The sequence below is a fragment of the Streptomyces sp. NPDC025721 genome, from assembly GCF_055558595.1.
Genome location: NZ_JBVHMF010000001.1, coordinates 412,200 through 424,431, shown reverse-complemented (window position 1 = coordinate 424,431; position 12,232 = coordinate 412,200). Strand labels below are relative to the sequence as shown.

General features: G+C 72.1%; 12 protein-coding genes. 8 read left to right on the top strand and 4 right to left on the bottom strand.

The features are described 5' to 3' along the window. Nucleotides 1-163 precede the first annotated feature (163 nt). The gene (gene dacB, locus ACZ4EF_RS01855; RefSeq protein WP_467502258.1) at nucleotides 164-1,573 is read right to left on the bottom strand and encodes a D-alanyl-D-alanine carboxypeptidase/D-alanyl-D-alanine endopeptidase; all 1,410 of its coding nucleotides are present in this window, start codon (nucleotides 1,571-1,573) and stop codon (nucleotides 164-166) included. 87 nt (nucleotides 1,574-1,660) lie between these two features. On the opposite strand from dacB, the gene ACZ4EF_RS01850 reads away from it, so the two are divergent. After that, nucleotides 1,661-2,155: an inorganic diphosphatase gene (locus ACZ4EF_RS01850; protein ID WP_188283474.1), complete on the top strand. Its 495-nt coding sequence runs from the start codon at nucleotides 1,661-1,663 to the stop codon at nucleotides 2,153-2,155. Nucleotides 2,156-2,238: 83 nt separating this feature from the next. Here the strand turns inward: ACZ4EF_RS01850 and ACZ4EF_RS01845 are convergent, their stop codons facing one another. Together ACZ4EF_RS01845 and ACZ4EF_RS01840 are read right to left on the bottom strand one after the other, a co-directional pair. Next, a complete protein-coding gene (locus ACZ4EF_RS01845; RefSeq protein ID WP_467502255.1) occupies nucleotides 2,239-3,906 on the bottom strand; it encodes a threonine/serine exporter family protein in 1,668 nt (555 codons plus the stop codon). Nucleotides 3,907-4,010: 104 nt separating this feature from the next. Then, on the bottom strand, nucleotides 4,011-4,745 hold the full coding sequence (locus ACZ4EF_RS01840) for a DedA family protein (RefSeq protein WP_402710629.1): 735 nt from the start codon (nucleotides 4,743-4,745) through the stop codon (nucleotides 4,011-4,013). 165 nt (nucleotides 4,746-4,910) lie between these two features. Between ACZ4EF_RS01840 and ACZ4EF_RS01835 the strand changes: the two genes are divergently transcribed. From ACZ4EF_RS01835 to ACZ4EF_RS01820, 4 genes are all read left to right on the top strand, one after another. Further along, the gene (locus tag ACZ4EF_RS01835) at nucleotides 4,911-6,314 is read left to right on the top strand and encodes an ABC transporter ATP-binding protein (RefSeq protein WP_401856164.1); all 1,404 of its coding nucleotides are present in this window, start codon (nucleotides 4,911-4,913) and stop codon (nucleotides 6,312-6,314) included. A gap of 55 nt (nucleotides 6,315-6,369) precedes the next feature. Continuing rightward, the gene (locus ACZ4EF_RS01830) at nucleotides 6,370-6,735 is read left to right on the top strand and encodes a YbjQ family protein (protein ID WP_355336414.1); all 366 of its coding nucleotides are present in this window, start codon (nucleotides 6,370-6,372) and stop codon (nucleotides 6,733-6,735) included. Between the two features lie 77 nt (nucleotides 6,736-6,812). Continuing rightward, nucleotides 6,813-7,367, top strand: a complete 555-nt coding sequence (locus ACZ4EF_RS01825) for a DinB family protein (RefSeq protein WP_467502252.1) — start codon at nucleotides 6,813-6,815, stop codon at nucleotides 7,365-7,367. Nucleotides 7,368-7,501: 134 nt separating this feature from the next. Beyond that, a complete protein-coding gene (locus tag ACZ4EF_RS01820) occupies nucleotides 7,502-8,902 on the top strand; it encodes a glutamate decarboxylase (RefSeq protein WP_355336412.1) in 1,401 nt (466 codons plus the stop codon). 13 nt (nucleotides 8,903-8,915) lie between these two features. Here ACZ4EF_RS01820 and ACZ4EF_RS01815 read toward each other — a convergent pair whose 3' ends face one another. Beyond that, the gene (locus ACZ4EF_RS01815) at nucleotides 8,916-10,040 is read right to left on the bottom strand and encodes a PP2C family protein-serine/threonine phosphatase (RefSeq protein ID WP_391043015.1); all 1,125 of its coding nucleotides are present in this window, start codon (nucleotides 10,038-10,040) and stop codon (nucleotides 8,916-8,918) included. A 142-nt stretch (nucleotides 10,041-10,182) separates the two neighbouring features. On the opposite strand from ACZ4EF_RS01815, the gene ACZ4EF_RS01810 reads away from it, so the two are divergent. The 3 genes from ACZ4EF_RS01810 (at nucleotide 10,183) to mreB (ending at nucleotide 12,188) form a co-directional block, all read left to right on the top strand. Beyond that, a complete protein-coding gene (locus tag ACZ4EF_RS01810) occupies nucleotides 10,183-10,410 on the top strand; it encodes a dodecin (protein ID WP_355336410.1) in 228 nt (75 codons plus the stop codon). 225 nt (nucleotides 10,411-10,635) lie between these two features. Then, nucleotides 10,636-11,151, top strand: coding sequence for a DUF7144 family membrane protein (locus tag ACZ4EF_RS01805; RefSeq protein WP_355336409.1), 516 nt, complete (start codon nucleotides 10,636-10,638; stop codon nucleotides 11,149-11,151). Further along, entirely contained in the window at nucleotides 11,148-12,188 is a 1,041-nt protein-coding gene (gene mreB / locus ACZ4EF_RS01800) for a rod shape-determining protein (protein WP_355336408.1), read from the top strand. Before ACZ4EF_RS01805 ends, mreB begins: the two co-directional genes overlap by 4 nt. The last annotated feature ends 44 nt before the right edge of the window (nucleotides 12,189-12,232 follow it).

Sequence of the window (12,232 nt, the reverse complement as noted above, 5' to 3'; positions counted from 1 at the left end):
GGGCGCGCCAGAAACACCGCTCCAGCCCGTCCGGCGATTGAGGACACCAGCCCGTGGCCCGCGCCCGCTTCTTCAAGCCCGTCCGGCGATTGAGGACTCCCGCCAGTGCCCCAACCCCGTTTCTTCGAGCCCGTCCGGCGATTGAGGACATCGGGGGTGCGGGCTAGGGGTGGGTGGTGAGGGCGGCGGCCAGGTGGTCGAGGGCTTTCTGCGCGCCGCCAGGCGAATCCGTGCCGTGGGTGAGGAACGCGAAGGCGAGGAGGCGCCCCGCGGGGGACACGGCGGTGCCGGCGATCGTGTTGGTCCCGGTGAGCGTCCCGGTCTTGGCGTGGACCACCCCGGCGCCCCCGCCGCCCCGGAAGCGGTCGGCGAGCGTGCCGGTGAAACCGGCGACCGGCAGCCCGGTCAGGACCGACCGCATCTCGGGATGCGCGGGACTCGCCGCGAGCGCGAGAATCCGGGCCAGCGTGGTGGCCGACAGCGCGTCGTCCCCGTCGAGCCCGCTCCCGTCGTGGAAGGCGGCACCGGCGAGCGGCACCCCGAGCCGCCGCAGGGCGTCGGGAATGGCGCTCGCCGCCCCGGCGAAACTGGCGGGCCGCCCGAGCGCGCGGGCCACATGCCGGGCCAGCGCCTCGGCCACGTCGTTGTCGCTGTCGGTCAGCATCCGCTCCACCAGCTCCGACAGCGGCGCGGACTGATGGGCCGCCAGCCGCGTACCCCCGTGCCCGCTGGCGGGCGCCGCCTCGCCCTTGACCCTGATCCCCCGGTCCCGCAGCAGGTCCGCGAAGGCGTCGGCGGCCGACTCGGCCGGATCGTCGGCGCGCTGCGCGGGCCCGCTCGAACTGTGGTCGAGCCGCCCCTCGCGGACCATGAGCGCGGTGACCGGCGCGAGGTTCTCGTTGGGTCCGATGGGGTGGAGCGCGGTGCCGCTGAACAGGGACGTGTCGTAGCCGAGCCGTACGGACGTGGTGCCGCGCGCCTTGAGCGCGGCGGCGGTGTCGTCGGCGAGCCCGCCGAGTTCGAGGGTCGGGTCGCCGCCGCCGACCAGGACGACCCGGCCGGCCGCGGTGACCACCACGGTCGTGGTGAGGCGGCGGCCGGGCCCGAGCGTGCCGAGCGCGGCCGTCGCGGTGGCGAGCTTGGTGGTGGAGGCGGGGGTGGACGGCGTACCGGCCCGGTGGTCGTACACGACGGTCCCGGTGGCCACGTCGATGACGGTCCCGGTGCGTACGGTGCCGAGCCCGTCGGCGTTCATCAGCGGGTCGAGGAGGGCCTTGAGGGCGGCCGGGTCCGGCGGCGTACCGGCGGACGAGCCCTTGCCCGTACCGGGCGCGGCGGCGGGCACCGGGGCCAGTACGGGGGCGGCGGAGGGCGCGGGCGGGGTGATCCGGGGCGTGGGCACGGCGGTGCGCGGTCCCGAGGCCACGACGTGGTCCCGGCCGGCCGCGTGCTCGCGCTCGGCCGTACGCTGGCCTGCGTCCCACGGGCCTGCCGCGGCCACCGCCCCGGCCGCCACCGCCAGACCTATCGCGGCCGACCCCGCCACGACCTGCCACGTCTTGCCGTGCGGCACCCCCGACCAGCCCCTTTCGCGACCACCCACATGCGTGGGAGACACTTAATCACCCGCAGTATGCGCTGATCATGGAGGAGTAGGGCCTTGGAGTTCGACGTCACGATCGAGATCCCGAAGGGTTCGCGGAACAAGTACGAGGTGGACCACGAGACCGGTCGTATCCGCCTGGACCGCAGGCTCTTCACCTCGACCAGTTACCCGGCCGACTACGGCTTCATCGAGAACACCCTCGGCCAGGACGGCGACCCGCTGGACGCGCTGGTCATCCTGGACGAGCCGACCTTCCCCGGCTGCCTCATCACGTGCCGGGCGATCGGCATGTTCCGCATGACGGACGAGGCCGGCGGCGACGACAAGGTGCTGTGCGTGCCCGCGTCGGACCCGCGCGTGGAGCACCTGCGTGACATTCACCACGTCAGCGAGTTCGACCGGCTGGAGATCCAGCACTTCTTCGAGGTCTACAAGGACCTCGAGCCCGGCAAGTCCGTCGAGGGCGCCAACTGGGTCGGCCGCACCGAGGCCGAGACGGAGATCGAGGAGTCCTTCCGCCGTCTGAAGGAGCAGGGCCCGGGCCACTGAAGCCCCGCCGCACCTGAACGCCGGGCGGCCGACACGTCATCAGCGACATGTCGGCCGCCCGGCGTTTCCGTGCCCGAGCGGGGTCAGAAGCCGCGGGTGCGTTTGGCCGCGCCGCGCGGGGCGGCGGGGCCCGGCGGCTTGAGGACCAGGCGGGCCAGCTCGCCGCCGAGGTTGACGCCGATGGCGATGGCCAGGGCGAGGGCGGCGGCCCGGGTGAGCAGGGTGAACGCCTGGTCGGAGTGGTTGTTGGTGAGGGCGAGCAGCCCGAAGTACGTGGCGGATCCGGGCAGCAGCGGGCCGATGGCGGCGGTGACGTACGGCAGCACGGACACGTACCGGTAGCGGGCCATCAACTGGCCGAAGAGGCCGACGAGTCCGGCCGCGGCGGCGGTGGCCGCGACCTGGTTGCCGCCCGCCTGCTGGTGCAGGACGCCGTAGACCGTCCAGGCGATGCCGCCGTTGAGGGTGACCAGCGGCAGGACGCCGCGCTCGCACTGGAGCAGCACCGCGAAGGCGAGGGTCAGCACCATCGCGGCCAGCAGCTGCACCCACGGGTGGTCGTACGCGCGCAGCGCCTGGTCGGGGTTGAGGTCGGCGCCGAGGGTGGTGAAGCCCGCGTAGAGGATGACGGTGACGCCGATGACGATGCCGACGACGAGGTACATCACCTCCAGCAGCCGGGCGGAGGCGGTGATGTAGAAGCCGGTGAGGCCGTCCTGGACGGCGGCGACCAGCGCGCGGCCCGGCAGCAGCGCGAAGAGCCCGCCGGTGATCACCGCCGACGCCTGGACGCCGTTGGCGCCGGGGATCCAGTGCGCGTACCGGTCGATGAGGACGCCCATCGCGGCGGCGGGCATCGCCGCCGCCGCGAACTGGTAGAACTCCGGCAGCCCGCGCCCGGCGAGCAGCCACGCGAGCCGGTCGCCGAGCATCGCGGCCAGCGCGGCGGCGGCGAAGATGACCGGGCCGCCGCCGACCAGGACGCTGGCCGCGCCCGCGAGCAGCCCGGCGGCGCCGGTGAGCGCCCAGGAGCTGTACGGGTGCCGGTTGCGGCGGATCTCGGCGAGCCGGCGGTACGCGTCCTCCAGCGTCGCCTCGTGCGCGGTGATCTCCTCGACGAGCTGGAAGACCGCGGCGAGCCGGGTGTAGTCGGTGCCGCGGCGGCGCACCGTGCGGCTCATGGTCAGCGGCGGGTCGGTGAGCGAGGGCTGGAAGGAGATGCCCAGCAGCGTGAAGGTGACGTTCGGCTCGACGCGGGCCAGTCCGTACGCGTAGCTGACGCCGAGCATCGCCGCCTCGACGTCCTCGGCGCCCTCGCCGCCCGCGAGCAGCAGTTCGCCGATGCGCAGGGTCAGGTCGAGGACGCGCGGTACGGGGACCAGGTGCGCGGTTTCCTGGCGGTCCGCGGGGGTCTCGGGTGCGGGGCGCTCGGTGACGGGGATGCGGACCATGGCCCGCATCCGGTCCTGCCACCGCGCGTCGGTGGGCGGCAGGACGACCATCGGAATGCTCCCGGTGGTGCCGGTGAGGCTTGTCGGGCCCGTCGTACCCGTTGTTCCGGAAGCTCCGGCTGTTCCCGGTGCTCCTGTCGCTCCGGGCGTTCCCGCTGTTCCCGCCGTTCCCGCTGTTCCCGCCGTTCCGCCGGGCGGGGCGAATGCGCTGCCCGTGACGACCGGGGGGAATGTGGTGCCTGTGGGGGGTGTGAATTCGGAGCGGACCTCGTCCGACTCAGGTTTTCCGTCGTCGGACACCGGTCGTGCTCTCCTTTCCGCGATCCGCGTTTCTGTGAATCCTGTGAATCACGGGAATCCCGCCGACGCCCCCGTTCCCCCGTTACGGCGTCGGTTCCCGCAGGTCAGCGCTTTTGCGCGCGGTGCCGGCCGGGGGTGCGCGGCGCGGCGGGAACCGGCTCGGGGCCGCCCGCCGCCGGGCCCGTACCGGCGCCCGCACCCGGAATCACGGCCTCCTTTTTCGCCTTGCCGCGCGACCGCAGGTATTCGATGCCGATCGGCACCACCGAGAGCAGCACGACCAGGACGAGCATCGCTTCGATGTTCTTGTGCACGAATTCGATCTGGCCGAGCCAGTATCCGAGTACGGTGACACCCGCACCCCACAGTGTCGCGCCGATGAGGTTGAAGGTGACAAAGGTGCGGTAGTTCATTCGGCTGACGCCTGCGACGATTGGGGTGAACGTTCGTACGATGGGCACGAAGCAGGCCATCACGATCGCCTTGGGTCCATGGCGCTCGAAAAAGGCATGTGCCTTCTCGATATTCTCCATCTTGAACAAGCGTGAGTCGGGCCTGCGGAACAGCGAGGGTCCGACCTTGCGGCCGAACAGATATCCCGCCTGTTCGCCGAGCACCGCCGCCACCGCGATCAGCGCGGCCACCAGCGCGAGCGGCTGGTGCAGCGTGCCGGTCGCCACCAGCAGACCGGTCGTGAACAGCAGTGAGTCTCCGGGCAGGAAGAAGCCGATGAGGAGCCCGGACTCGGCGAACACGATCAGCAGTACGCCCCACAGGCCGTACGTGTTGATCAGATGGTCCGGGTCGAGCCAGCTCGGGCCGAGCGCGATGGTCGTCACGGACCAAAACTATCAATCCAGTGTTGATACAAACGTTCCGCAACCTGCGGTTGGTGCACTACCTTCTCCGCAGCGTCATCCACGCACCACCCTAAGTTTCGCAAGTCTGGCATCTCTCCCCCCACGTGCCCCGTCACCGCGTCCGACCACCTGGCGGCTCCCGTTATGACTCGCGCCATCGCACTGCACGAAGTTTCCAAGTACTACCCGAAGCAGCCGTCGCCTGCTGTGGACCGGTTCTCGCTCGACATCGCACCCGGAGAGTTCCTGGTGCTGCTCGGCCCGTCCGGCTGCGGCAAGTCCACGGTCCTGCGCATGATCGCGGGTCTGGAGGACATCACCACTGGCGAGCTGCTGCTCGACGGGGAGTACTCCAACGACCTCGCACCCGGCGACCGCCGGATGGCGATGGTGTTCCAGAACTTCGCGCTGTACCCCAGCATGACCAGCCGGGAGAACATCGGCTTCCCGCTGCGCTTCGAGATGCCCGGTGAGGAGCACGGGCCCCGGGTCGACGAGACCGCCCGCATCCTCGGCATCGAGGAGATCCTGGACCGCTACCCCGGACAGCTCTCCGGCGGCGAGCGGCAGCGGGTCGCGATGGGCCGGGCGATCTCCCGGCACCCCTCGGTCTTCCTCATGGACGAGCCGCTGTCCAACCTCGACGCGAAGCTGCGCGCGCACCTGCGCGCCGAGATCGCCCGGCTGACCCACGGCATGGGCGTCACGACGGTGTACGTGACGCACGACCAGGCCGAGGCCATGTCGCTGGGCGACCGCGTCGCGATCATGCGCAGCGGTGTCCTCCAGCAGATCAGCACGCCGCGTGAGGCGTACCACCTGCCGGAGAACGTGTTCGTCGCCGCTTTCGTCGGCACGCCCCGGATCAATCTCCTCCAGGCGACGGTCCTGGCGCCGCTCGGCGGCGGCATGTGGATCGACTTCGGCCGCCAGCGGCTCGGCATGCCGGAACCGCTCAGCCTCGACCACCAGATGCTCCGCATCCAGCAGGGGCGCCGCATCATCGTCGGGCTGCGCTCGGAGGCCGTCCGCATCGCGCAGCCGAGCCAGGCGCACGCGGGCGAGGTCGTGCTGAGCGGGATCGTCGAGCATGTGGAGTACCAGGGCCACGAATCGCTGGTGCACCTCAACACCGGGTCGCGGCCCGCCGTCGTCCCCGAACTGGAGGCCCCGCGGCCCGCGCAGGCGCCGTCCCGCTCGGGCACCCGGCGCGCGGCGAACGGCTCGGGCACCAGCCTCGGCAAGCTCGCGCAGAAGGCCGCGCGGCGCATCCAGGCGTCGGTGCCGGCGCGGGACGGCGGCTCCAACGGCGGCGTCCCGCCGCGGCCGAACCACGCGCCCGGCCGCGCTCCGGTGACGGTGATGGACCGCCCCCTGGGCGCGCCCGAGACCCAGACCGGCGACCTCGTGGTCCGCACCGGCCCCGACATCCGCGTCCGCCGCGGTGACCGCGTGCCCCTGCTGGTGGACCTCGCCCACCTGTACGTCTTCGACCACGAGGGCCAGCGCATCTGTCCCGCCCCGGTCCAGGCCCCCCGCCTGGAATAGCCGCGTCGGCGTATTCGCGGGTGCGGAGCGGGGAGGTGCGGGGCAGGCTGCCGGTATGGGAATCGAAGAGTACGGCGGCGGCCAGGAGCAGGGCGCCGAGATCATTGTCGTCACGACGAACGACGTGCCCGGCTTCCGGGTCGAGCGGGTCATCGGTGAGGTCTTCGGCCTCACCGTCCGCTCGCGGCACCTGGGCAGTCAGATCGGCGCCGGGCTGAAGTCCATGATCGGCGGCGAGCTCAAGGGCCTGACGAAGACACTGGTGCAGACCCGTAACCAGGCCATGGAGCGCCTCGTCGAACAGGCCAAGGCGCGCGGCGCCAACGCCGTCCTCATGATGCGCTTCGACGTCACCGACGCCGCGGACCTCGGCACCGAGGTCTGCGCGTACGGCACCGCCGTGGTCCTCGCCCGCGAGTAGCGGCCCCGCGGGGCGCATGGGGTCCGGGGCACCTGAGGGGCGGCGCCCGGTCCGGGGTCCTGTCGTACCCCGGTGGAATGCTGGGCGTCGCCGACCTCAAGGAGGATGCCGTGCAGGACACGTCCCCGGACCCCGAGATCACGATGCTGCTGTCGTACCTGGACGGCCAGCGGCGTCACGTGCTGGGGATTCTGGAGGGGCTGGACGAGGAGGCGCTGCACCGGCCGGTGCTGCCGTCGGGGTGGAGCTGCGCGGGGCTGGTGCGGCACCTCGCGCTGGACGTGGAGCGCTTCTGGTTCCGCGGGGTGGTGGCCGGGGAGAAGGCCGTGATCGACGCGGCGCTGACCGGCCCCGACGATGCCTGGAAGGTGGGCCCGGAGGTTTCGGCCAAGGGCGTGCTCGACCTCTACCGCCAGGAGACGGCGCTCGCGGACGCCGTGATCACCTCGACGGCGCCGAGCGCCGCCCCGGCCTGGTGGCCGACCGAACTCTTCGGGCCCGACGGCGGCATTCGGGACCTGCGCGAGGCGATCCTGCACGTCACGGTGGAGACGGCCTGCCACGCGGGTCACCTGGACGCCGTCCGTGAGCTGATCGACGGCAGGAAGTGGCTCGTGCTCACCGAGTCCTGAGCCGGACGCGCGGCCCAGTCTCCTGGGGGAAGTTCCGGGGCGGGAGCGGGCGCGGGGCGGCGGGCGGGTGCAGGCTGGGCGGGTCGGGAAAGACGCCCGCGCACGCGCTGCCGGGCTCGCCACGGAAGGCTGACATGTCACTGCACAAAGGCACGGACTCCGCCCGCAACATCGCCGTCAACCCGTTCTTCGGTGAGGCGGACCCGGTCGACGGCCGGATGACGGCTCCGCCCAAGCACAAGCTGGCGGACGGACCCATGCCGCCGCACACCGCGTACCAGATCGTGCACGACGAGCTGATGCTGGACGGCAATTCGCGGCTGAATCTGGCGACGTTCGTCACGACGTGGATGGAGCCGCAGGCCAGTGTGCTGATGGCGGAGTGCGCCGACAAGAACATGATCGACAAGGACGAGTACCCGCGTACGGCGGAGCTGGAGCGCCGCTGCGTGGCGATCCTCGCCGACCTGTGGAACGCGCCGGACCCCAGCTCGGTGGTGGGCTGTTCGACCACCGGCTCGTCCGAGGCGTGCATGCTCGCGGGGATGGCCCTCAAGCGCCGCTGGATGCGGCGCACGCCCGGCTATCCGGCGACCGCGCGGCCCAATCTGGTGATGGGCGCGAACGTGCAGGTGTGCTGGGAGAAGTTCTGCGCCTTCTGGGAGGTCGAGGCGCGGCTGGCGCCGATGGAGGGCGACCGGTTGCACCTGGACGCGGAGTCGGCGCTCGCCCTGTGCGACGAGAACACCATCGGTGTGGTGGCCGTGCTGGGCTCGACCTTCGACGGGTCGTACGAGCCGGTCGCGGAGATCTGCGCGGCGCTGGACGCGTACGAGGAGCGGACCGGTACGCACATCCCGGTGCATGTCGACGGCGCGTCCGGCGCCATGATCGCGCCGTTCCTCGACGAGGACCTGGTGTGGGACTTCCGGCTGCCGCGGGTGGCGTCGATCAACACCTCGGGCCACAAGTACGGCCTGGTGTACCCGGGCGTGGGCTGGGCCCTGTGGCGGGACACCGAGGCGCTGCCGGAGGAGCTGGTCTTCCGGGTGAACTACCTCGGCGGTGACATGCCGACCTTCGCGCTGAACTTCTCGCGGCCGGGCGCGCAGGTCGTGGCGCAGTACTACTCCTTCCTGCGGCTGGGCTGGGACGGCTACCGCGCGGTGCAGCAGGCCAGCCGGGACGTGGCGATGTCGCTGGCGGCGCGGATCGCGAAGCTGGAGGACTTCACGCTGGTCAGCGCGGGTGACCAGTTGCCGGTCTTCGCCTTCACCACCGCGCCGGGGGTGGAGAACTACGACGTCTTCGACGTGTCGCGGCGGCTGCGCGAACGCGGCTGGCTGGTCCCGGCGTACACCTATCCGGCCGACCGCACCGATCTCGCGGTGCTGCGCATCGTCTGCCGCAACGGCTTCTCCGAGGACCTGGCGGACCTGCTGATGGAGGACCTGGGCCGCCTGCTGCCGGAGCTGCGCCGCCAGCCGCACCCGCTGAACCGCCCGGAGAACGTGGCGACCGCCTTCCACCACTAGCTGTCCGGGGGTCTCACGGCTGGCTGAGGCTCACCGCCAGCACCGCGCGGTCGTCGGCGACGGGCGCGCCGCCGGTCCAGGTGACCAGGTCCCGCAGCAGGACGTCGATGGCGTGCTGCGGGCCGGTCACCGGGCCGAGGCCGGAGAGCCGGATCTCGGGGTCGTAGAAGACGCCTTCGCGGTCGCGGGTCTCGGTCACGCCGTCGGTGACCAGCAGCAGTGTGGCGCCCGGCGGGAAGGCCAGCTCTTCGGGCACCGTGCGGACTCCGCCGAGGTCGCTCATGCCGAACGGCACGTCGGGGGCGGCGGCTTCGAGGGTACGTACGGTGCCGCCGTCGAGCAGGTACGGCGGCGGGTGGCCGCGGTTGAGCAGCCGCAGGGTGTCGCACACCTCCTCGGGGTCCTCGGGGCGGTGGACGAATTCGGCCAGCAGCCCGGTGGTGAAGCCCTCCAGGTACTCCTCGCCGCTGCCGCCGCCGCGCCGTTCCCGGTCCCGGTCCAGCGCCCGGTCCAGGCGCCGCGCGAGGCCCGGCAGGTCGGGTTCCTCGTCGGCCGCCTCGCGGAAGGCGCCGAGCAGCACCGCGACGCTGGCGACCGCGCCCATCCCCTTGCCGCGCACGTCCCCGATCAGCAGCCGTACGCCGTAGCGGGTCTGCTCGGCCGCGTAGACATCACCGCCGATCCGCGCCCCGCTCTGGGCGGCCTCGTACCGGGCGGCTATGGCCAGCGGGCCGATCCGGGGCGGCGGGTCGGGCAGCAGGGCGCGCTGGGCCGACTCGGCGACGTCCCGCACGGTGGCGAGCCGCCGCCCCGAACGGGTCAGCGCCCGGTTGACGGCGAGGCCGATGACGGCGGAGAGCACCACGTTCAGGATCTCGGCCACGCCGACGCCCTCGCGGATGATGCCGCCGTGGACGGTGAGCACGAAGACGCCCACCAGCGACGCCAGACAGGTGAGGACCGCGATGCGGGCGGACTGGATCGCGCCGGCCAGTACACAGGCTCCGGCCAGCATTGTGTCGCCGGTGTAGGGATTGGGCGTGACGAGGTCGAAGACCAGTCCGCCGACGATCATGGCGGCCGGGACCCAGCGCATCATGGCGGTGGGCCAAGGGGTCACAGTCCGCACATCGTCCACTTGAGGATAATATGCCCGATTCGGGGTGAAGGGGATGCCCCGGCGGAGCCGTCCGGGACGGAACGGACGGATGCGTCCCGCGGTGATGCGGGCCGCGCCCGTCTGCGGCACGGTGGAGGGACCTCCGAAGGAAAGGTCCGTCATGGCCGAGCACACCTATCGGGTCACCGAGATCGTCGGCACCTCGCACGAAGGCGTGGACGCCGCCGTCAGGAACGGCGTCAAGCGGGCCGCGCAAACGCTGCGCGGTCTCGACTGGTTCCAGATCACCGAGGTCCGCGGGCACATCGTGGACGGCGAGGTCGAGCACTACCAGGTGGGGCTGAAGGTGGGGTTCCGCCTGGAGGACACGGACGGCTCCGCCGGGTAGCGCCCGCCGCACGGGGTGCGCCCCGTCAGGGGTGCGGGCCCGCGACGGGCGCTGCGGCACCGCCCCGGTCGGCCGTATGGCGTCACCCGCTCGGCGCGGCCCCGCCCCCGTTCGGCGTATCACCGGTCGCCGTATCCGACAGGGCGTCAGATCCTTTTGTCATTAAGGCGGGTCATAGCCGGATTCGGCCCCGCCGTGGACGCTGACGCACTCTCGGGAGCCCGTATGAGCCAGGAGACGCCCACCCCGCCGCCCCCGCCGGGGTACACACCCCCGCCGCCCACGCCCCGCGAGTCCGCGTGGGCCGCCGGTGGCACCGTCTTCGCCGGGATGATGCTGGTGTTCGGCGGCGCGCTGGCGATCCTGGAAGGGATCGTCGGCATCAGGAAGAACTCGGTGTACGTCTCCACGCGGGACTACGTCTACAAGTTCGACGTCACGTCCTGGGGCTGGATCCACCTGGCGCTCGGCGTGGTCGCCGTCCTCGTCGGCTTCGGCCTGCTGGCCGGTTCCGCCTGGGCGCGCTGGGGCGGCATCCTGATCGCCGGGCTCAACCTGGTGGCGAACTTCATGTTCCTGCCGTACCAGCCGGTCTGGGCCGTGGTCATGATCGCCATCGACGTCTTCATCATCTGGGCGCTGGCCACGTACGAACCGGCCGGGCACGGTCACGGGTCGCACGGCGGCTCGCACGGCGGGCGGCACGGCACCTCCGCCCCGGGCGCCGGAGGCCGGCTGTGACGTACACGAGCCCCACACTGGAACAGCTCCGCCGCTGCACGGTCGCCGTCGACATCGGCGCCGCCCGTACCCGCGTCTACGTCCGCAACGTCGGGGTCGTCGCCGACGAGCCGAGCGTGGCCGCGGTCGACGTACGCACCGGCGCACTGATCGCGGTCGGCGAGCGCGCCGAGCAGATGGCCGGGCGCACCCCCGGGCACATCCGGGTGGCCAGGCCGGTCGCGGGCGGCGCGGTCGTCGACATCGAGATGGCGCGGCGCATGCTCAAGCACGTGCTCGGCGACAAGCTCGGCAAGCGGTGGCGGCGCATGCCGGTACTGCGCGCCGCGGTGTGCATGCCGCACGGCAGCGAGCCGATCGCGCGGCGCGCGGCCATCGAGACGCTGTACGGGCTCGGCGCGCGCAAGGTCGAGCTGGTGGACACGCTGATCGCCGCGGCGGTCGGCTGCGGGCTGCCCGTCGAGCACCCCGAGGCCACGATGATCGTGGTGTGCGGCGCCGGTACGACGCAGGTCGCCGTGCTGTCGCTGGGGTCCATCGTGGCCGCGGAGACGGTGCCGGTCGGCGGTGACGCCATCGACCGCGCGGTCGTCCAGCACCTGCGCAACCACCACGAGTTGATGCTGCCCAGCCAGTCGGTACGGCCGCTGCACCAGATGCTCGGCTCCCCCGGCACCGGCGGGACGGTCACCACCGAGGTCCACGGCCGCGACGTCGTCAGCGGCCTCGCCCGCTCCGTCCTCGTCGAGACCGAGGGCGTGCGCCACGCGATGCGCACCCCGCTCACCTCCGTGCTCGACGCCATCACCACCGTGCTGCGCGCCTGCCCGCCCGACCTGGTCGCCGACCTCGCCGACCGGGGCATCATGCTGGCGGGCGGCAGCGCCCTCATGCCCGGCCTCGACCTCATGCTCGGCCAGGCCACCGGCATGCCCGTCCACATCGCCCCCCGCCCCGACACCGTCGCCGTCCAGGGCCTCGGCGCCATGATCGAGGGCCGGGTCCGCCCCATGGTCCTCGACCCCCTGACGGTCTAGGCGTATTGACCACCAGCCCCGGTCACCCGCGTCAACAACCCTCC